The organism is Wolbachia endosymbiont of Drosophila mauritiana, assembly GCF_004795975.1.
Taxonomy (GTDB): domain Bacteria; phylum Pseudomonadota; class Alphaproteobacteria; order Rickettsiales; family Anaplasmataceae; genus Wolbachia.
Window position 1 is genome coordinate 458,794 of record NZ_CP034335.1, and the last position, 20,727, is coordinate 479,520.

The 20,727-nt window shown below is 34.0% G+C and carries 15 protein-coding genes and 2 pseudogenes; 10 read left to right on the forward strand and 7 right to left on the reverse strand.

Going from position 1 to position 20,727, the window contains the following annotated elements; all coding sequences use genetic code 11:
- The first annotated feature begins 177 nt into the window (after nucleotides 1–177).
- Nucleotides 178–2,979, forward strand: a complete 2,802-nt coding sequence (gene uvrA, locus EJB00_RS02425) for an excinuclease ABC subunit UvrA (protein WP_135352845.1) — start codon at nucleotides 178–180, stop codon at nucleotides 2,977–2,979.
- A 44-nt stretch (nucleotides 2,980–3,023) separates the two neighbouring features.
- On the forward strand, nucleotides 3,024–3,728 hold the full coding sequence (locus tag EJB00_RS02430; protein WP_135352846.1) for a ComF family protein: 705 nt from the start codon (nucleotides 3,024–3,026) through the stop codon (nucleotides 3,726–3,728).
- Between the two features lie 166 nt (nucleotides 3,729–3,894).
- On the opposite strand, the pseudogene EJB00_RS06365 reads toward EJB00_RS02430, so the two are convergent.
- Nucleotides 3,895–4,126, reverse strand: a pseudogene (locus EJB00_RS06365) (transposase); the annotation flags it as partial.
- A 480-nt stretch (nucleotides 4,127–4,606) separates the two neighbouring features.
- Here EJB00_RS06365 and EJB00_RS02440 point away from each other — a divergent pair.
- The 8 genes and pseudogenes from EJB00_RS02440 (at nucleotide 4,607) to EJB00_RS02475 (ending at nucleotide 16,398) form a co-directional block, all read left to right on the forward strand.
- Nucleotides 4,607–5,566, forward strand: a complete 960-nt coding sequence (locus tag EJB00_RS02440) for an ankyrin repeat domain-containing protein (protein ID WP_135352847.1) — start codon at nucleotides 4,607–4,609, stop codon at nucleotides 5,564–5,566.
- Between the two features lie 317 nt (nucleotides 5,567–5,883).
- Entirely contained in the window at nucleotides 5,884–7,209 is a 1,326-nt protein-coding gene (locus tag EJB00_RS02445; RefSeq protein ID WP_015588569.1) for an AAA family ATPase, read from the forward strand.
- Nucleotides 7,210–7,653: 444 nt separating this feature from the next.
- Entirely contained in the window at nucleotides 7,654–10,848 is a 3,195-nt protein-coding gene (locus EJB00_RS02450; RefSeq protein WP_135352848.1) for a glycoside hydrolase/phage tail family protein, read from the forward strand.
- Between the two features lie 99 nt (nucleotides 10,849–10,947).
- Nucleotides 10,948–12,096: pseudogene (locus tag EJB00_RS02455) on the forward strand (hypothetical protein).
- Between the two features lie 140 nt (nucleotides 12,097–12,236).
- On the forward strand, nucleotides 12,237–13,088 hold the full coding sequence (locus EJB00_RS02460) for a hypothetical protein (RefSeq protein WP_015588571.1): 852 nt from the start codon (nucleotides 12,237–12,239) through the stop codon (nucleotides 13,086–13,088).
- A gap of 301 nt (nucleotides 13,089–13,389) precedes the next feature.
- The gene (locus EJB00_RS02465; protein ID WP_135352849.1) at nucleotides 13,390–14,538 is read left to right on the forward strand and encodes a hypothetical protein; all 1,149 of its coding nucleotides are present in this window, start codon (nucleotides 13,390–13,392) and stop codon (nucleotides 14,536–14,538) included.
- Nucleotides 14,539–14,624: 86 nt separating this feature from the next.
- The gene (locus EJB00_RS02470) at nucleotides 14,625–15,449 is read left to right on the forward strand and encodes a hypothetical protein (protein WP_015588573.1); all 825 of its coding nucleotides are present in this window, start codon (nucleotides 14,625–14,627) and stop codon (nucleotides 15,447–15,449) included.
- Between the two features lie 121 nt (nucleotides 15,450–15,570).
- A complete protein-coding gene (locus EJB00_RS02475; protein ID WP_015588574.1) occupies nucleotides 15,571–16,398 on the forward strand; it encodes a hypothetical protein in 828 nt (275 codons plus the stop codon).
- 329 nt (nucleotides 16,399–16,727) lie between these two features.
- On the opposite strand, the gene dnaQ is transcribed toward EJB00_RS02475, so the two are convergent.
- The 6 genes from dnaQ to iscX form a co-directional block, all read right to left on the reverse strand.
- Nucleotides 16,728–17,378 (reverse strand): DNA polymerase III subunit epsilon, encoded by a 651-nt coding sequence (dnaQ, locus tag EJB00_RS02480; RefSeq protein ID WP_369800723.1) that lies wholly within the window; start codon nucleotides 17,376–17,378, stop codon nucleotides 16,728–16,730.
- 899 nt (nucleotides 17,379–18,277) lie between these two features.
- Complete coding sequence (locus EJB00_RS02485; RefSeq protein ID WP_015588576.1) at nucleotides 18,278–18,622, reverse strand: hypothetical protein; 345 nt, start codon at nucleotides 18,620–18,622, stop codon at nucleotides 18,278–18,280.
- A gap of 98 nt (nucleotides 18,623–18,720) precedes the next feature.
- Nucleotides 18,721–19,584, reverse strand: coding sequence for a lipoyl synthase (gene lipA, locus EJB00_RS02490; protein ID WP_135352850.1), 864 nt, complete (start codon nucleotides 19,582–19,584; stop codon nucleotides 18,721–18,723).
- On the reverse strand, nucleotides 19,577–19,891 hold the full coding sequence (gene rpmB / locus EJB00_RS02495) for a 50S ribosomal protein L28 (RefSeq protein ID WP_015588578.1): 315 nt from the start codon (nucleotides 19,889–19,891) through the stop codon (nucleotides 19,577–19,579). The genes lipA and rpmB overlap by 8 nt, the downstream gene beginning before the upstream one ends.
- Nucleotides 19,892–19,945: 54 nt before the next feature.
- Nucleotides 19,946–20,269: a DciA family protein gene (locus EJB00_RS02500; protein WP_006012687.1), complete on the reverse strand. Its 324-nt coding sequence runs from the start codon at nucleotides 20,267–20,269 to the stop codon at nucleotides 19,946–19,948.
- 246 nt (nucleotides 20,270–20,515) lie between these two features.
- Entirely contained in the window at nucleotides 20,516–20,710 is a 195-nt protein-coding gene (gene iscX, locus EJB00_RS02505) for a Fe-S cluster assembly protein IscX (protein ID WP_007302643.1), read from the reverse strand.
- Between the last annotated feature and the right edge of the window lie 17 nt (nucleotides 20,711–20,727).

A 20,727-nucleotide genomic window follows, 5' to 3' on the forward strand; every position in this document is an offset into this window, starting at 1 on the left:
TTATGACACCATTTGTTGTACTAATTACCTTGGCGAAAACAGATGTTTATATAGTTGTGTGGCAAAATGTTTTGCACTAGTTGTGCTATCTCGTTTTCCGTAATAGTTGAAAAATTAGTAGCAAGTTGTTGTAAGTTTATGTATTTTGAGGCTGTAATGGTCAAAGGTACATGAAGTATGATCAGAGTTAAAGGTGCAAGAGAGCATAATTTGCAGGGTATTGATGTCAATATACCAAAAAATAAGTTAGTTGTTATAACTGGATTAAGTGGTTCTGGTAAGTCTAGCCTCGCATTCGATACGATTTATGCAGAAGGCCAACGCCGATACGTCGAAAGTCTATCGGCTTATGCACGTCAATTTCTTAATATTCAAGATAAACCAGATGTTGAGTCAATCACAGGCCTCTCTCCTGCAATATCAATTAACCAAAAATCGATCTCAAAAAATCCAAGATCAACCGTTGGAACTATTACTGAAATTTATGACTATCTACGCTTAATATATGCACGAATAGGAATTCCTTACTCGCCTGCAACTGGATCGCCAATAACGAAACAGACTGTATCTCAAATTGTAGATACTATTACAACATTACCTTTAGAAACTAAAGTATATATACTTGCTCCTATTGTGCGTGGCAGAAAGGGAGAACATCTAAAAGAGATATTGGAAATTAAAAAGCAGGGTTACGTCAGACTAAAAATAAACGGTGAAATATATAATATAGATGATTTGCCTAAACTCGATAAAAACAAGAAACACGATATTTTCGTGATTGCAGATAGGGTGTCCATGTCAGATGATATAGGAAATCGACTACCAGGCAGTATAGAATTAGCATTGAGGCTGGGCCATGGCTTAATGTATGCAGAAATAATAAACTTACCTGATAACCACAATTCCGAGTATAAAAATGGTCAAATTTTAACTTTCTCAGAGAATTTTGCATGTCCTGAGTCTGGCTTTACTCTTGAAGAAATAGAGCCAAGATTGTTTTCTTTTAACAGCCCCCACGGTGCATGCAGTTCATGCAGTGGGCTCGGTAAAAAACTAAGTGTTGATGCAAAGCTAATAGTGCCAGACGAAACGCTCTCGATATCTGAAGGTGCTTTAAAGCCAGTGGGTCAAATGCATGCAAATTCTGGGTCTCTAAAAAATGCAATTCTGTCACTGGCTGAAAATTGTAAATTTAGTCTTGATGTTCCGTGGAAGAATATAGACCAAAAAGTGAAGGATTTAATACTTTTTGGCTCTAGAGAAATGAAATTTCAAGGTTTGGTCAGTATCCTAGAACGTCAAATGGATTACGATGCATCACTTATTGATAGGTATTGTTCTGTTACTGACTGCAAAGAATGTGCTGGCTATAGATTGAGAAAAGAAGCACTTACAGTGAAAATTGATGAAAAACATGTAGGTGAAATATCAAGGCTCAGCATCGATGAATCCCTTGATTGGTTTGAAAATTTGCCAGACAAGCTCACAGAACAACATAAGCAAATTTCAAATAAAATATTAAACGAAATAATCAAAAGGCTGACATTTTTAAAGAATGTAGGACTAAATTACCTTACACTTGACCGTGAATCTAGCACTCTCTCTGGTGGTGAAAGCCAGAGGATCAGGCTTGCTTCGCAAATTGGCTCTGGTTTAACAGGAGTGCTATACGTGCTTGACGAACCCTCAATTGGCCTTCATCAATGTGATAATGATCGATTAATTGCCACACTTAAAAATCTGAGAGACATGGGTAATACTGTGATTGTTGTTGAACATGATGAAGACACAATAATGGCTGCTGATTATGTGATTGATATTGGTCCTGGAGCTGGTGTAAACGGAGGAAAAGTTGTTGCAGAAGGAACACCAGATCAGGTACAAAAAAATTCAGGGAGCATAACAGGACAGTATTTAAGTGGAAAGAAGGAAATTTCAATTTCAAAAAGAAGAAAGCAAGCAACTCAGTTCATAAAGGTAGTTAACGCGTGTGAGAACAACTTAAAAAATATAAATGTTGAATTTCCTATAGGGAATCTCATTTGTGTTACTGGAATATCAGGAGGAGGAAAATCAAGTTTAGTAATAGAAACACTATATAAATACTCAGCACAGAAGATAAATCATTCATCTGCAAAGCATGGTAAATGCGATAAAATAGAAGGCCTTGAGTATATAGATAAAATTATAGAAGTTGATCAGTCACCAATTGGTAGGACCCCAGCATCAAATCCAGCAACATATGTTGGTATGTTTACTCACATCAGAAATTGGTTTGCAGGTCTTCCAGAATCGAAAGCTAGGGGATATAATGTAGGCCGATTTTCATTTAATACCAAGGGAGGAAGATGTGAAGCTTGTAAAGGTGATGGGCATTTAAAGATCGAGATGCATTTCCTACCGGATGTTTATGTGAAATGTGAGCAATGTAGAGGAAAGAGGTATAACCGAGAAACATTGGAAGTTACTTACAAGGGAAAATCAATTTCTGATGTGCTTGATATGACAATAGATCAAGCATGTGACTTTTTTGAAAATCTTCCAATGATAAAGGAAAAGTTGATTTCTTTACAGGAAGTGGGGCTTGGCTATATAACGCTTGGACAGTCGTCAACAACGTTGTCCGGGGGTGAAGCACAACGAATAAAGCTGTCTAAGGAACTATCAAAGCGATTTACCGGGAAAACATTGTATATTCTCGATGAGCCAACAACTGGATTACATTTTGAAGATGTAAATAACTTACTGAAAATACTTCATAGGTTAGTTGATTTAGGAAACACTGTTATAGTTATTGAGCACAATTTACATGTTATAAAAACTGCAGATTATATAATAGACATTGGTCCAGAGGGAGGAGTGAAGGGTGGAAAGGTGGTTGCTGTGGGAACTCCAGAAAAAGTTGCACAAACTCTAGAAAGTGTTACAGGCAAGTATCTCAAAACGTATTTGTTAGATCAAGTATCTCTTAATCACTAGGTTATTAGGAGCATTTTAAAAGCTATACCTAATATATTAAATTCATGAATCTTCTTTTACTAAAAAGAGCTAAAGACCTCATATTTCCAAACGTATGCGTAAATTGTGAACGTATAATTGATAAAAGTTATGATTTATGTAGTGAATGCAATAAAAAAATCAATTTTTTAACTAAGCATTACTGTAATGTTTGTGGTGTAGTAATTCCAGATAACATTGATACATGTGGTAAGTGCATCAGCAACCCTCTACCATTTAAAGTATTAAGATCAGTTTTTGCTTATGATGAACATAGCAAAAATATGATTATAAATTTTAAATTTTTTGATAATTTAAATTATGTGAAAGTCTATGCAAAGTGGATGTACAAAACTAACAAAGACATATTTCAAAATGCAGAGGTCATAGTTCCCATACCGCTACATAAAATACGCTTATTTAAACGTAAATATAATCAAGCAGCATTGCTCGCAAAGGAATTAAGTAAGTTATCTAATTTATCTTATACACCATTTGCAATAAAACGTATTCGTCACACCAAACCTCAAGCTGGTCTTTCACTTAAACAGCGTGAAAAAAATTTGAAAAATACTTTTAAAGTAAGTAACAGCGAAATTATCAAAAACAAAATCGTGATATTGGTTGATGATGTAGTAACAACTGGCGCAACCGCAAGGTCTTGCTCTCAGGAAATTTTAAACTCTGGTGCAAGAGAAGTGAGAGTGTTATCGCTTGCAAGAACTATATGAAAATCAGTTTTAAGGTATAATTTTCATTTTTGAAAACTGTTTAGTGTCTTAGTACTAACTTCTGTATCACTCCTCTTAAAAAAAAGTCTAGTTATAGTGTATACGGAGTCTATAATTATAGCTCTTTTTCTAATAGTTAGAATAGCTGGATATTCTTTCTGGCTCAATTTTTTATAACAAACCAATGGTTTGATTAAAATCAGGAGAATATGGAGGCAGATATATAACTTCAGCACCGACACTTTTAACAAATTCACTTATTTTCTATGAAAAGTTGCATTATCCAAAATCACCCAGCAATAAAGCTTGAACTAGCTATTAAAAACGTCTGTATCGCAGTAGCCTTCAAAAATCATAGGCGCCATAATTTTTTCCTTATTCAAAGCTGCAATCATATTTTTGAATACTCACTGCATTCAGAAAAAAATAGGTACATGCTAGTGTAATAGCACTGGATATAATAATTGGGACAAGTAAAAAAGCCTCTATTAGTTTTCTTATAGAGCTGGTTGGTTTAATGCTGTTTATTATTCAATGATGCAAAATAATTTTCACTAAGGTTGGCCATCAATTTTGCGCCAGATAAGACCCCTCTCACTATTTTTTTTAGATAAGTTGACTTGTATTTGCTTTCCCAGGTTTATAATCATGCTAATAATAAATATGATAAGATCAATATAAATTTTTTACTTCCGTGTTTTTTCTGTTGTTGTTTATAATGGCTATAATTACATCACATATTTCTTCCAATTAAATGGATCAGTTATTTATTGTAAATCACTGACTTTTTCAATGGTTTTTTAAATAATTCCTAAAAATGTGTTTACTTTTGTTTGTAATTGTGTAGTAACTGCATCGTAAAGTTATAGGAGGTAAAGATGAATTTTGAAAATCTGAAAAAAATATTAAGTGCAATTGATAAAGATGCAAGTGTAAATAAAGATAACGTAATTAATAAAATAAAAGAGGTATTGCGAAGAGAAGATACAATAGCGTATCAAGAGTGGGAAAATAAAAATTTTAGTATAAATCATACATTCATCCAAAGTGATCCTGATGCCGAATTTACATTATTAATTGCAGCTGCAGCAGCTGGCTGTAAGGATTTAGTGAATGTTTTATTAGATAGGCATGCGGATGTTCATGTAGAAGGTGAAAATAGAGAGACTGCCTTGCATCATGCCGTTTATAGTGGATGTGTAGATGTAGTAAATGTTCTACTAAAAACAGGTGCAGATATTAATGTAAAAGATGAAAATGGTAGTGCTCCTTTGCATTATGCTACTTTAAGTAACCATGTAGAGGTAGTAGATGCTCTGTTAGCTGAAGGCGCAAGTGTTCATGTAAAAGATAGAAATGGTAGTACTCCTTTGCATTATGCTGCTAAAAATGGCTATTTAGAGATAGTAGATGCTCTACTAGACAGAGGTGCAGATGTTTATGAAAAAGATAGTTTGCAGAAAACTCCTTTGTATTATGCCATTATAAATCACCAAGAAGGTACGGTAGAGAGTATAAAAGGGTTTTTAAAAAATAAAGTAGTTCAAGGTAGTGTAGTTGTTGGTGGCTTAGTTGCCATGTTAGGGAATTTTGTAGCAATGACGCTTTTTATAACCGAGGCAATGGAAGGTACATTAACAGCTATTACGGCAGTAATAGCTGTATCTGTATCAACAGCATTAACATCTGGTTATGCTAAATATCTAATGTCAGAATTCGATAACGAAATAAAACAAATAAAAGAGCGACAAAATGTAATGGAAGGGAGGCAAAGCTTAACAGAAGGGTGGCAAAGTGTAGATATACAAAGCATGCGTATGCGGAATGCTCTTTTGTAACTTTTTACTTCCGCACTTCTTTAGTGTTGCTTATGATAACTATAGATTTAGATTTTAATTAGAGGCTTTAATTGCCTACTTTAAGTTATTGAATTTCTTATCATAGTATCTGTCATTCCAGTACCCTGGAATGACAGAAAAAGAACACTGAATTAAAAATACAACATACCATCTTATATCTTAATACTGCATAATACCTCGATCATAGATTGATTAAGGACACCTTGAGTTATCTCTTTAGTTAGTCTTGCTTTACTATGAAAAGCTTGTACTATTTAAATGTATTATTTATAAATTAACTGTTTATAAGCTAAAATATGTCTAGTAGAGCTAATATACCTTTTTTTATAGCTGGTGCTATTGCTTCTCTTACATTAATTACATCTGGAGTTTTTGCTGTAGCTCCTTACGTTGCATTTTTATCTTCAGTTGCAGCTTTAAATATAGCTCCCCCTGTTATTTTTATTTTATTTGCGCTTTCTGCAGTAGTAATTGTGTTTTCATATAAAATGATTAAACAAAGTAAAAAATCTCAAGAAAACTCGAAAGCTGAAGTTGAAGAGCTAAATAAAGAGTTAAGGAAAGAAGAAAATACGCTAGCTCCAATTGAAGAAGAATTGGAGAATGAAGAGGCTAAAGAAAATAAAAAGAAGCTTAGTGATCTAGAAAAAAAAGTCGAGAGAATTTCAGATAGTTTTGTAACGAAAGATAAAGTGGAGGGGTTAAAAAAAGAGGTTAGTGATCTTTCTGCAAGGTTAATTAATAGTCCTGCAACAAAAAATGAAGTAGAAGCAAAGCTGAATATGGAATTTTACGCAAAAGGTGAAGCAAGAGGATGGAATACAACATTTGATAATATTATATTACCAAATGACATAAGAGAAAAATTGAAGGAAATTTGTGAGTTACAAGGCAGAGGATATCTCTTGTATGGTCCACCAGGAACTGGTAAGACTAGTATTAGTAAGGCAATTGCAAATCAAACTAAATCTCTGTTTGCGTTTATGTTTGTTTCTGCATCTTGCTTGTCTAATCAATCAAATATAGATCAGGTTTTTGAGAAAGCAGAGGCAAACAGTCCGTGTATAATTTTTATAGATGAGATTGACGGCATTGGCAAAAAGCGCACTTTCAGTGAAAATGCAGGACCTTTAACTCATTTACTCACTAAATTGGATCGAGAGTTTTTATCCTCAAAAAATATAACGGTAGTTGCTGCAACTAATCATAAGAATCATTTAGATTTTGCGCTTATTAGGGGTGGTCGTTTGGAGTGTATTGAGGTTCCTGGACTGGATAAAGACGATACACGTCAAAAAATATTACAAGAACGGCTCGAAAAATTAAAAGATAGCGATATGAAAATTCTTGTACAGGCTAGTAAGGGATTCTCAATGGCAAATCTGATTTGCTTAATCGATAAAATAAACGAAACTACAGAAAAGGGAGGCGAAATAAAATATCTTCGCACTTTCTGTAAAAATTTCAAGAAGGAGCATAACATAAAAGATGAGCCAGATAAGAAACATAGTAACGGAGAAACTAAAAACAAGGATATAAGGCTATCATTTGGAAGCTTATCTAGAAGTTCATCAGTAAGCTCTTCATTGAGTGATGTATCTTCTCGAGGAAGTAAGCGGTAAATCGAGGAATAAGGAGAATTACTACACAGTCTGGGATGACGCCATGCAAGTGACACAATTCGAATCATGTCATTCCAGTGCTTGACAATAGTTTTTATCCAGAAGGTTCATTGAACTTCTGAAAGGGTGTCATTCCAGTGTCACAAGCACTGGGATGACAGGAAGAGGGCTACTCGGGTGACATCGAAGGGGCTGCTTGCATAACTCAAATTCAAAGAAAAATCATTTAATGTCATTCCAGCGCGTGACGCTGGAATCCAGAAATAAAGAACAATGGATCCCAGTGTTAGCTACTCAGATGACAGGAAAAGTGCTGCTCGGATGACATCCTTTTTTTTCCTGGATACCAGTTGCATGACACTACTATACAGTAGGTCCCAATTTCATCCCAGTCTGGGATCTTCTTTCAAAAATTCAAAACAATCTATCAAAAAGGAGAATATTATGTCTACAATAATTTTATCATCAATTTTAAGTAAAGCGGGCAGTATTTTTGGGCCAATTGGCCAGATTGTTGGCTCAGAACTCGGTGCTCTGCTTGGTGCACAGCTTGATAATGCAATATTTGGTCTTGATGCCGAGCAAAAGATAACGCATGGGGCGAGGCTGAAAAATCTGCAAGTTCAAACCTCAACTTATGGCAAAGCAATTCCAATTATCTATGGCACTGCTCGCGTTGCTGGAAACATTATTTGGTCACAGCCAATAAAAGAGGAGGCGATAACCACTCAAAATAAAACAGGAAGAGGTATAAATATTACATATAACTACTATGCAACACTCGCAATTGCAATTTGCAAGGGGAAAGTAGAAAAATTAAATAGAATCTGGGCGGGTACAAAATCGCTTAGCTTTGACCAAATAGATTATACTTTTTACTACGGCAGAGAAGACCAAAACCCTGATCCGTTTATGTTATCAATCGAAGGTGAGAAGAATGTACCAGCTTATAGAGGAATATCTTACATAGTCATCAAAAATTTTCCTTTGGCAGACTATAGTAATCGTGTTCCGGTGTTTACATTTGAAGTGCAAACTGCACTGAAGCTCAGTGGATTCTCAGTAGCAGAAAACATTAAAAATATCAATATCATACCAGGTTCAGGAGAGTTTGTGTATGATACGAAAATACAGAAGAAAATTGCACGAGAAAAAATAAGCAGTAGTCAATATATTCCCTATGGACCGGCACAAAGAGTAAATCACAATAATCACACAAAAAAGAGCGATGCTATGCTTTCTTTGGACCAATTGAAGGAAAGTTTACCAAATGTTGAATGGGCGTCGGTAGTGGTTAATTGGTTTGCAAGCAGTTTAAATATTAAAGATTGTAAAATATATCCTGCAGTTGAATTTCAAGACGATTCTGCTATAGTGCCTGATGATTGGCAAGTGGGAAATATAACCAGAGATAATGCCCAACTCATTTCAAAAGATAATCATGGCAATCCAAGATATGGCGGTACAGTTAGTGATGCAGCACTAATAAGATATATAGAAGAGCTGCATAGCAGAGGTTATAAGGTAATGCTCTACCCAATGTTCTTGCTTGACACAAAGAACAAAGAGTGGCGAGGAAAATTGAGTGGGGCCCCTGAGAATATAAGTGATTTTTTTGAGAATCAGTATAGCAAATTCATAGAGCATTACACGAGCATTGCCAAAAGAGCTAAAGTGAAAGGGTTTATAATCGGGTCTGAATTTGCGCAGCTCATCAGAGTAAAAGATGTAGAGGGTAATTATCCTGCAGTAGCAGAGCTAGTTAAACTTGCAAAGCAAGTAAAACTTCAGCTTGGAAAAGAAGTAAACGTAACTTACGCTGCCGATTGGAGCGAATATCATTCATACGATGGTTGGTATAATATGGATGAACTTTGGTCTTCACAGTTCATCGATGTTGTTGGCATCGATGCTTATTTTCCACTTACCGATGGCGAAGAACCTCCTTTTGGCTATTCCGCAGAAGATGTAACGGGTGGTTGGAGCAATGGAGTAGGGTATGATTATTTTTATGATTACTCAAAAAGTGATCCTGAGAAAATAAAGTATAATGACAGTAGATATGCGTGGAAAAATATCGAGAAATGGTGGAGTGAAGTTCATGTAAATCCTGATGGTAGTAAAACAAAATGGCAACCAAAAATGAAGAAAATATGGTTTACCGAATATGGATTTCCCAGTATGAACGGCTGCACTAATGAGCCCAATGTGTTTGTTGATAAAGGTAGTATAGAGAGTAAATATCCACGATACTCAAACGGAGAGGTGAGCTTTCTTTCGCAGAAAATTGCAATTGAAGGAACGCTGAAAAAGTGGCAAAGCTCAGAAATGGTGGAGAAAATGTTCCTCTGGGCATGGGATGCTAGACCATTTCCTTATTTTCCCAACTTATGTGATATGTGGGCCGATTGCCATAACTGGCAGACGGGGCACTGGATTCAGGGAAAGATTTCACAGCTTAATATTTCTGATGTTTTGTCTGATCTATTGCAAAAGGCAGGATTAAAAGGGGAACAATTTGATACAAGTGGTGTCAAAGGATTGTTATCTGGGTATGTGATAAATGACCAGCAACCCGTACGTTCAATTATTAAAATGCTGCGAAGTTGCTATTTTTTTGATGTGGTTGAACAGAACTCAAAACTGAAATTTATTCAAAAGGGCAGGGGAGTGACAACTGAAATACCCATAGATGAGATAGTTTCCAATAACAGTTTAAAGTTGATACAGCTTAGCCAATTAGATTTAAACAATAGGATTAACATCGTTTATTTTAACCGCAATTTTGGCTATCCAATTGATGTGAAATATGCTGAACTCCCAAGGCAGGGCAATGCTGCAACAGTTCCAATACCGCTCATTATGGAGGAAGGGGAGGCGCAAAATATAGCTGAAGTTTTACTTTATTCTGCGTGGCAAGAGAGAAATATATACAACTTTAAGCTCCCGATAAAATATGCATGGCTTTTACCAAGTGATGTTATAGCAATTTCAGATGGCGAGAAAAGACATACGATGAGAATTATAAAAACAAAGTTTGAAAGCATGTCCATTCAAGTAATGGGAGTTGGTTATGATCCCTCTATATACAAGCTCTCCTTTCCTTCAACAAGATCACTTATGCTTAAAGAATACCCTCCTTCTCATATCAGTAAAACTATCGTAGAAATACTGCATATTAAAGACAATATTGCAAGCTTTACTTTAAATAGTGAAGAAGAGAATTGGAAAGGAGCAACGCTTTTTATTTCGTATGATGATAAAAATTATAAGCCCATCGCGAGCGCAAATATACAATCTACTTACGGATATGTAATCGAATTTACCGATGAGGGAATTACAGTAGTACTGCGTTTTGGTAAAATAGACGTCATGAGTCCAACTGTGTTAGCACTGATTGGCAAAGAGGTAATAAAATTCCAAAGTGCAAAGCTTATAGATAAGAATAAATACAAATTGAGTGACCTAATTAGAGGACAAGAGGGTACTAAAGAATATGAGCACACTGAAGGTGAAAAGTTTACTTTGCTTGATGATTCAATAATTTCTTTTGAAGTGCAAAGAGGAAGAAAATTTTACCTAAAAGCAGTCACTTATGGTGATTCATTGGAAAATACGGAAACAAAAATTGTGAACTAGGAGAGAAGGACTTCATAAATGAGATCTTACCAGCAGGAACTTGTGTTTCATTAAAAAATCCACTATTCTATTAATATAGCAATATAATGAGGTAAAATTATGACTAATAGTGCAAATGAATTATCAAATAAGGCACCAATAATACTAACTTGAGTACCAAGAGTATATGGTGCATCTTTACCTGATGGTAAAAACAGTGACCTTAATTACTTAGATATAATAAAAAATCATAAATTAATAAATAAAGAAGAGAGGGATATATATTTGGTTATCAATGGTCCTGGATTCGAAGAAAATCAAATAGATGATTTAAAGCGTGAACTGAAAGGAATTGAAGGAGTGCATGTTGTAGATTTATACCAATATGACTGGAGCGAAATAGATCAAGGATGGAAGATAGATGGTAAAGATACTAGTATCAAAGATTTCTTTAGAGATATGTATAACATGACAGATGAACAAAGAACATACTTTGCTGTTGAAATAGATACTTTTAGATTAGTTGCTCTGGCACTCTTAAAGCAGTTTTCGGAACATGAAGGTGGAATATATATAGATTTTGATTCTTTAAAAGCCATTAACTCTCATATAGGGAAGGATATAACAATCCCTGAAAAAATATTGTTAGGGAATGTAGTGGTAATGTTTGACCCGAATAGTAGAATAATTGTTCACACAAGCTTAAATAATGATCTAATTGCAATAAATGATTCAAGCGTAGCAGTTGATATCTTATCTAAATATAAAAGTAAAATACTAAGTCAAAAAGAAATGTGCGGTGAATTATTAAAGTATTTAACTTTAATAATAAGTGAACTAGGTAATTGTATCCCTCATATGCTTAAAGAAAAGGAAGAGATGACAGAGGGACAAGAGAAAAATAAAATAGAAAAGATGATGAAAGAAATGATTAATAAGAAAGAGGATGCAGAAAGGTATGTAAAAGATTTAAGAGATTATAGAATAGCGGCGTTGTATGAACGAGCTTTTCTCCCCTTCCTTATCACACTTGGATTAAATTTAGGTCAATTCAATGTTGTAAGGGTAGTTGATTGTAAATTAGTTGGTCAAGAAGAAAGCAGACGTGAGTCATTTGATTTTAGAGAGAACAATGGTAATTATGTTTTTAAGCAAGAGAGCGACCTATCCTGGATGAAGGGAAAAGATCTATACCATGAACGAGTAGATAACAAGCTGAAAGAAACAGAAGTAGGCAGGGTAGCAATGGAAAAGCTATCGCTTGCATAACAGTTATTTAAGGGACTTTCTATAGAAAGTCCCTTAAAGCAGAGACTGAAAACTTTAAATCATGACGGAAGCAAAAGTTCTAAAAATTGACAATTAATAGAGTATTTGCTAACATTAATATAAATAACGTGTAATATAATATGTCAAAAAAAGTAGTTAATACATTGAAATCTGAAATAAAAAAGTTCAAATATGCTGATTTCAAAGCTAAAACTAAGGATGAAGTAATTTCTGGTAAGGGAACATATACGGATCTTAATAGAATGGACATTACTATTAATGGTAAATCGATCAATCAAAAGTTTATCATAGGTTTGTACTCAAAACACAAAAATCTAATTCTGAAAGATGAAAACGGAAAAGAGGATTATCGTCTACTTCTTAAAGAAGTTTTTAGAGAGATGTTTATGCATGCTGATGCAACGATTCCCAATTCATCTATTATTGAAGAGTTGATAGATAATTATTATCAAGGTGGATATATTTTTCCCGCTGCTTTTATTATGAATCAAACACTTGATTCGTTAAAATTGTGCACAATGGGTGGCGGCTCAACAAACAAGCAATATATGAGTTGTTACCAACCCGATTGTCTAAAACTTAATTTCAGTATGAAATATACAAATATGTGCGACATTGACATGTATAATGAGGTAACGTGTGATTTATCCAGTTCAGTAGAATTTAAACTGAAATGTCAGGATGGAAATGTGACATATGAAGATGGTAAAGTGTTGCTTACAATTCCTAAAGAGTTAGAAGCTTACAAAGCTGGCGATGACAGTCTGCTTGATAAGCTTACTGATATTATTAATAAGCTTGTTGAATACTTTAAAAAGCTCTGCGAGAAATTGGGCTTTAAGTTTGATACAAAAATAGAGTACAATTCTGAGCGTAATATAAACATAGAGCACAACCTTGGCAAGCCACTGAAGGTGATAGATGAGCCAGATGTATATGCCGTCAATGGCTTGAAGCGCAAAGCACAATAAAAGTATTTATTTAGGGGAATGAGGACTCCCTTTATTGTCATTCAAGTAGCTAACACTGGGGTTCAGAGTAGGCAATAAGAACTGGTCACGTGCTGGAATGACAAGGAAGGAAGTGCTGGTTTGAAATTAAATTTTCTGGATTTTAGTGTCACACATTGACCCTATAGTTTTCTTTTCTCGTCTAACTCACTCTACTGAACGGATGCCAATAAAATTGTCTTCTTTTAAAAGAATGTGAAAGCAATTGGTTGAATTTTTTTACTAATGTTTTATTATGCCGTGAATGTTGTGAGGTAAAACAATGATCGGTAATGTAAAAAAATTATCAAATAAAGCACCAATAATACTAACTTGGGTGCCAAGAGTATATGGTGCATCTCTACCGAATGGTAAGAATAGTGATCTTAGTTACTTATATATAATCAAAAATCATAAATTAACAAATAAAGAGGAGAGGGACATATATCTGGTTATAAATGGTCCTGGATTTGAAGAAAATCAAATAGATGATTTAAAGCGTGAACTGAAAGGAATGGAAGGAGTGCATGTTGTAGATTTACACCAATACGACTGGAGCGAAATAGATACAGGATGGAAGATAGATGGTGAAGACATTAGCATAAAGGATTTCTTTAAGAATATGTATAATATGTCAGAGGAGCAAAGGATGTATTTTGCTGTTGAAATAGATACCTTTAGATTGATTGCTCTTGCTCTTTCAGAAAAAATGACAGGAGAGAAAGGTGCAATATATATAGACTTTGATTCTTTAAAAGCCATTGACACTCATATAGGAAAAGACATAACGATTTCTAAGGGAATTTTGTTAGGGCAAGTTACTGTACATGTTAATCCAGAGAGCGGCAAAATTATTAAAACGGATTTAAATAATGACTTGATTGCAGTAAGTTGTCCAAGTATAGCGATTAATATTTTAGCTCAATATAAAAGAGAAATACTGAGTCAAGAAAAAATGTGCTATGAGTTGGCAGAACGTTTATCTCGGTTTATGCAAAGAGAAGAATCACAATTTTTTACCGCATGTAAAAGATTGGAAGAAGAACAGCTGTGGGATGATGAGACGAAGAGATTAGTGAGAGTTATTAAATACGGATTAAAGAAGATAGAGTGTACAATAGGTGATCTCAAAAATGGTGAGATAAGAAAATTATATGAGCCACGGGTGTTAAGGTATATGCAACATCGTGAAGTAAGTATGAATTTGGGTCAATTTTATACTGTAGAAGTAATTCGTAGTGAATTAATTGGTCAAGACGAAAGTAAACTGAAGCTGTTTTACTTCGAAGAGAACAATGGCAATTACGTTTATATAATAGATAGTGACCTATCTTGGGCGAGAAGAGCAAACTTATACCATAAGCAGGTAAAAAGTGAGTTAGAAAAAGTACAAGTAGATCAGATGGGATTGGAAGATCTATCGTTAAAGTAATCAAGTGCAAACCCGGAAGAAACTCAAGTTACAGTTCATAGTCTATATTAGTTAAAAATTAATGATTTATGTCTATTATAGTATATATGTCAAAAAAAGTGATTAATGAGCTGAAAGATAAGGCGAGGGAGAGGAGATATGCTGATTTGAAGTCTACAGAAAGTTCTGATTATAGAACATATAAGGATTTGGATATGGACTTTAATAGTGAATATGAATTTGTTTGTGACCTTGTTATTAATGGGAAGGCAATAACTAATGATTTCATTAAAAATTTATATTTAAAACATGTAAATCTCATTACAGAAGATAAGGACAAAAAAGGGAGTTATCGTCTGTTTCTTAAGCAAATCTTCACGGAAGTATTTGTACACGCCGGTGCAGCAGTTCCAAATGACTCTATTATGGAAGAATTGATAACTTATTATAACAGGTCTGGGTACAAGCAATTCTTTTCTTCTCAAAGTCAAGCACTTCGTTCTTTTGGATTGTGCATGTATTCATTCCACTATTTAATTCCTTCTTACAGAGAAAGGACCTATATAAGTTGTGAAGATCCAAATTGTCTGAAGTTCAGTTTTAGCGTAAATGATGGCATATATAACGATAATAAAATTTTAGTATGTGATTTACAAAACTCAGTGGAGTTTAAACTAAAATGCGAAGGTGGAAATGTGAAGTATGAAGAAGGTAAGGTGTCTCTTGCTATTCCTAAGGAGCTGAAAAACTACAAAGCAAATGATAAGAATTTGTTTGACGTCATTATTGAGTATTTTCAGAAATTTTGCGAAAAATTTGGATTTCACTTTTTTGAGGAAAAATTTGAGCATAATCTGGATAAGCCACTTGGAGTATTAAGTGATATAAATACATCCCAAGATAAGAATCTAAACTTGAAGAATTTAGAATAAGATATTGAAATCTCTGCTTTTTTTTAATAAGGTGGGTATAATAAAAAGTAAATCAAGTTTTACAGAAAACCTTTACTTATGATGAAAAGTACGTAATACGTATATAATATAAGATTGTGGTATGTCAAAAAAAATAGTTAACGCATTGAAATCTGAAGTAAAAAAGCTCAAGTATTCTGATTTAAAATCTATACCAATGAAATCAGGTGGTTGGAGTAGCATAAACTCTGGTTACAACACATATATTGACCTTGATAGATCACACAACCTTACTATCAACAAACAAAAAATAACCAATGAGCTTATCGAGGAGCTATATTCAAAACATAAAGATCTCATTTTAGGGAATGAAAAAGGGAAAAGAAATTATTGTTTGTTTCTTAAAGTAGTCTTTATGGAAATGTTTATACGTGTTGGTGCAACAGTTCCAAATGACTCTATTATAGAAGAATTGATAGCTAGTTATCATCAAGAAGGATATAATCATTTTTTGTTTCTGCATTTATTAAAGGCTCTTTTTCCACTTGGCTTGCTTGTGTTAGATTCTGATATAATAATAACTTATAGTATGGATTGCCATAGTTCCAATTGTCTAAAACTCAGTTTTAGCATGGAATGTATAAGGGTACTTAGCAGTGATCTTGCTAATGATATCAAAACACCAGGTTTTTACAGTTCAGTAGAATTTAAACTGAACTGTAAGGGTAGAAATGTAACATATGAAGATGGTAAAGTGTCTCTTATTATTCCGAAAGAGCTGAAAAATTATAAAACAAGTGGTAGAAGTTTGTGTGACATTACTATTGAGTATTTTCAGGAATTTTTTGGAAATTTGGGATTTAAATTTGAGACAAAAGTAGAACATAGTCTAGGGGAGCCACTGAAGGTGTTAAATGATGTAAGTGTGCTTTGCTCTCAGTTAGAATGTATCCGTTCAGTAGAGTGGTAAAATAAATTAGACGAAACTAATAAGTGGGTATCATGAAAGTAGCTATCATCCAGTCTTTTCATGCAAAAAACAATGATGTCATTCCAGCGCGTGACACTGAGGTTCAAATTGCTCACAAGCAACCTCATCATAGATACTAAAAGCAACGGTTTCAATGGGACTACAGAAGGGCTGTGCCCTCATTATTGTAAATGCACTTTTACTCTATTTTTATACTATCTTATTTTGCCATTCTGCTGAACGGATACAGATATTGAGATTCGCGTTTTTAAAGCTAGAAAATACATCCCTTGAGAGAGTAATTTTGCTACTGAAAGCAAAAGGCCTTTTTACAATCTTCTATCTACTACTCCCTCATGAACAGATACGTTAATCTTATCTAACTGCTTACTAACCTCTTCATTACTTGGCAAGTGTTCTCTAAAACGTACTGTATGCTGACATCGATCCAAAGGAGTTTGTAATCGCTCAATATATACTTTTGCTAGCAACTCAGCGTCAATTAGCGCTCCATGTAACTTCCTACTCTCTAGTGATATACCAAAACGCTCACACAATGCACTTAAAGAAGCTGGTGGTCCAAATCTCTTTCTTACAAGCGGTAATGTATCTAACACTCTGTCTGAAGAGATTAATTTGGCATTCAGTTTACCAAGTTCCATGTTCAAAAATTTAATGTCAAATACAGCATTGTGAATTACCAAAGTATCGCTAGATATAAAATTAAGAAATTCAGATGCAATCTCTGAAAATAATGGCTTATCCTTTAGAAATTCTTCGCTGATACCGTGAACTTTAAATGCACCTTTGTCTATGCTCCTTTCTGGGTTGATGTATCGATGGAATACTTTGCCTGTTGGAATACGATTAATTAACTCCACACATCCTATCTCAATAATTCGATGGCTATTGACGTCAAGACCTGTAGTTTCAGTGTCAAGTACTATTTCACGCAGCCCATCTTGTTTGGAAAGTTCTATACTTAACCTACTACTAGGATCTGACTGACTATTGGTAGCTTGTATCGTTTTTTTTCTTTTAGCTACTAATTTTTTTGTAGCACCTTCACCATCTTTTACTCTAGAGTGTCCAGGCGCTTCGGTTATTGCGCTTTTTTTTATACTATCAAGGATAACTTCTTTATCATTCAAGAATTTTTTACCGTTACCTTCTACATAAAGTGAGGTGAGATTTTTGAGTGCTATATCTCCTCCATAGTGGTGGCGCCACACTCCAACAATGTTGTTGTTTTCTACATTTAATAAAGTAAGATTTGGGAGACGTTTGCTGCCAATTAAAAATGCAAAACCTATATCGCCAATATGATTATTGCTTATTTCAAGTAAAGTAAGGTTTGGTAGATTGCCTTGACCTATATATCCTGCACCTTCGAAACCGAGTTTATTGTTCCTTAGAGTGAGCGAAGTAAGATGTGTAAGTTTACCTAGTTCTTTTACATCTTTAGAATCAACCTCTACATTTATTAAATTAAGCTCTTTAATGTCTTTTTTATTCTGTAGAAAGTTTACCAGCTTCCTTACATCAATTTTAGCACTTACATTTGATATTGTTAAAGCTTTATCATGCACATATTCGCCAAAATTCACCTTACCCTTGCTAATATACTACGTAAATATTTTAGCTGATATCTCAGTAATTGTCAATTGCTTATATAAGATCTTAACACCCACAACAGCTGGTTTAGGTGCTGTAAAATTCATACTTTTTGTGATCAGCTAAGTAAAAAGTTAAGCCTAGGGCAACTCACTAAGCTTTTCTGATTTATTGTTATACAGTTCTTGAGTTTTTTTCTTCCTTTACAAAAGAATCTGTTACTAAATCCTTTAAAGTTTCACCAGGCTTTTCTAGCAATTCAGGTTTAAGGTAAATACTCAAGTTCATATATTGCTGCTGTAATTGCTATAGCAGCTAAAGCTGCAATTAAAAATGGTGAACTTATTTCTTCTGTTATGAGTGTTAAAGTTATTAAACCTCCTAGCAGCCCAATTACTGGTGGAACAATAATTGCTGCACCTCTTTCCCATAATTGTGTTTTCTGTTTCTTTTTTTTGCGTCGTTTACACTCTCCTTTTTTTCCTTCAAGTGGAATTTCTTTAACTTGGACTTGCTGACAAAATGTTACCTTTCTTTTTGGCTTTATTTTGTCAGAAAAAGAACATTTTGATAACTCAGTGTAGTCAACTTTTTCGTTAGAATCACCCATAACTTTTTCGCTTCATCAATACCTATATTAAATTATATTCTAAATAAAGTCATAACATTAATTACTATATTAAACTATACTCTAAAAAAAATAAGATATTAACTACAAGCCTTGAGCCTGTTAAAATCTTCTTCAGCGTGGTATGATGACCGAGTTAGTGGGCTTGATGCAACTACCAAAAAGCCTTTGGAATAAGCAATATATTTATAATGCTCAAACTCTTCTGGGGTAACATATCTATCAATCTTTGCATGTTTTGGAGTTGGTTGCAAATATTGACCAATTGTAATGAAATCAACTTCGGCGCTACGTAAATCATCCATGACCTGAAATATTTCTTCCTTTGTTTCTCCGAGACCAACCATAAGCCCTGACTTCGTGAAAAGCTTAGAATTGATCTGTTTCACCATCTTTAGCAAATATAGTGAATGAAAATAACGAGCTCTTGGCCTTATTTTTGCATACAGTCTTGGTACTGTTTCGATATTGTGGTTATAAACATCAGGTGATGCAACAGCTATTGCTTCAAACGCTCCTTTCTTATTTAAAAAATCAGGAGTAAGAATCTCTATTGTTGTTTCCGAAGTTATCTTTCTAATTTCTTCTATACACCTTATGAACTGATTTGCACCACCATCTGCTAAATCATCGCGGTCAACAGAGGTAATGACAACGTGCTTTAAATTTAACTTTTTTATCGCTTTTGCTAAATTTTCTGGTTCATGAGGATCGAGCTTATCAGGAATGCCAGTTGCAACGTTGCAAAACGCACAAGCACGAGTACAAACAGAACCGAGAATCATCACAGTAGCATGACGTTTATTCCAACATTCACCAATATTTGGACACGCAGCTTCTTCGCATACTGTATGTAAGTTATGTAGCTTAACAGTGTTTAAGGTTTCATTGAATATTTTACCAGCTGGAGCTTTTGCTCTGAGCCATATAGGCTTACTATGCATCTGAAACAGCTAATTCTACCTCTTGTTTTGCTAAAACTTTCTTTAATCTTCTTTTTATCTTTTGTGCTTCTTTACTTAGTTTAATTGTTTTTGTATTGAGCAAGAAAGCATCAAGATCACCTTTATAGTCTATAGTTCTTAAAGTTCTTGTTGCTATACGAAAGCTAAACTTTTTGTCTAATATATTACTCGTCAATGTAACTTTATGTAAATTTAAGAGAAAGGTACGCTTTGTTTTACGATTTGAGTGCGATACCTTATTACCAAAAGACTTTTTTCTATTTGTTAATTCACAAATTCTACTCACTTCAATATACCAATTTATCCTATGTAACTAGGTTAACCTTATATAGTTAAATAGTCAACTCCCTTGCTTGATTTTTATACCGTATACTGCTTTATAGCCAAAAAACACTGTAATTTTTTCTATTACAAGAGAAACCATATGCTGCATTTCTAATGCTTTACTGCCATTTGTTACTAACAGATGCAGAACACCAGAATTTACGTTTTGTGCGTATGAGATCTTTTGTGGTTTTGTACATTCTGCTAATTCCTCTCCAACTATACTTTTCCAGTTTAAAATAAGACGTATTTCATTTTTGCTGATCTTATTTTTCATGCATTTTAATGCATAGTTTTCTATTATAGATTTTAATTTCTTTGGCCCGCTATATTTAAACATCTTTCCAGTGCTTAAAATTAAATTATATTATAACTTTCTTATACAAAAAACTAACTTATTGTTTTCATGACCCTCGGCCTCACACATAAAAAGCAGTATTTGTATATTGTTGCCTAACTTGTAATCATTTTTAATTGTAATTTATTAAATTATTATGAAACTAAGTAAAATTCGAGTAAAGTATAGTATTTCCAAGAAGATTATCTTTTTACTGTATGCCGTAATTTTCTTATAGCTATCTGTTTTTTAAGATCTTTCTGCAATCCAAGCTGCTTGAATGGCCTCTAATATTTTTTCATTACAATACTTTTCATCATCATCAAACTCTTCTAAATCCAAGACTTTTCTTTTAAGTTCAGTGAATCTAATACTAATTATATCTTCATTTGGAAATTTCTCTTCTAGAGCTTCTGCAATATCTTCTATATCAAGCCATTTCATACTTTTTTAATAAATTA

What these genes read in the sequence shown, in the direction of transcription:
- uvrA (WP_135352845.1), top strand. Translation starts at nt 178, where the DNA reads ATGATCAGAGTTAAAGGTGCAAGAGAGCATAATTTGCAGGGTATTGAT.
- EJB00_RS02430 (WP_135352846.1), top strand. Translation starts at nt 3,024, where the DNA reads ATGAATCTTCTTTTACTAAAAAGAGCTAAAGACCTCATATTTCCAAAC.
- EJB00_RS02440 (WP_135352847.1), top strand. Translation starts at nt 4,607, where the DNA reads ATGAATTTTGAAAATCTGAAAAAAATATTAAGTGCAATTGATAAAGAT.
- EJB00_RS02445 (WP_015588569.1), top strand. Translation starts at nt 5,884, where the DNA reads ATGTCTAGTAGAGCTAATATACCTTTTTTTATAGCTGGTGCTATTGCT.
- EJB00_RS02450 (WP_135352848.1), top strand. Translation starts at nt 7,654, where the DNA reads ATGTCTACAATAATTTTATCATCAATTTTAAGTAAAGCGGGCAGTATT.
- EJB00_RS02460 (WP_015588571.1), top strand. Translation starts at nt 12,237, where the DNA reads ATGTCAAAAAAAGTAGTTAATACATTGAAATCTGAAATAAAAAAGTTC.
- EJB00_RS02465 (WP_135352849.1), top strand. Translation starts at nt 13,390, where the DNA reads ATGATCGGTAATGTAAAAAAATTATCAAATAAAGCACCAATAATACTA.
- EJB00_RS02470 (WP_015588573.1), top strand. Translation starts at nt 14,625, where the DNA reads ATGTCAAAAAAAGTGATTAATGAGCTGAAAGATAAGGCGAGGGAGAGG.
- EJB00_RS02475 (WP_015588574.1), top strand. Translation starts at nt 15,571, where the DNA reads ATGTCAAAAAAAATAGTTAACGCATTGAAATCTGAAGTAAAAAAGCTC.
- EJB00_RS02485 (WP_015588576.1), bottom strand. Translation starts at nt 18,622, where the DNA reads ATGGGTGATTCTAACGAAAAAGTTGACTACACTGAGTTATCAAAATGT.
- lipA (WP_135352850.1), bottom strand. Translation starts at nt 19,584, where the DNA reads ATGCATAGTAAGCCTATATGGCTCAGAGCAAAAGCTCCAGCTGGTAAA.
- EJB00_RS02500 (WP_006012687.1), bottom strand. Translation starts at nt 20,269, where the DNA reads ATGTTTAAATATAGCGGGCCAAAGAAATTAAAATCTATAATAGAAAAC.
- iscX (WP_007302643.1), bottom strand. Translation starts at nt 20,710, where the DNA reads ATGAAATGGCTTGATATAGAAGATATTGCAGAAGCTCTAGAAGAGAAA.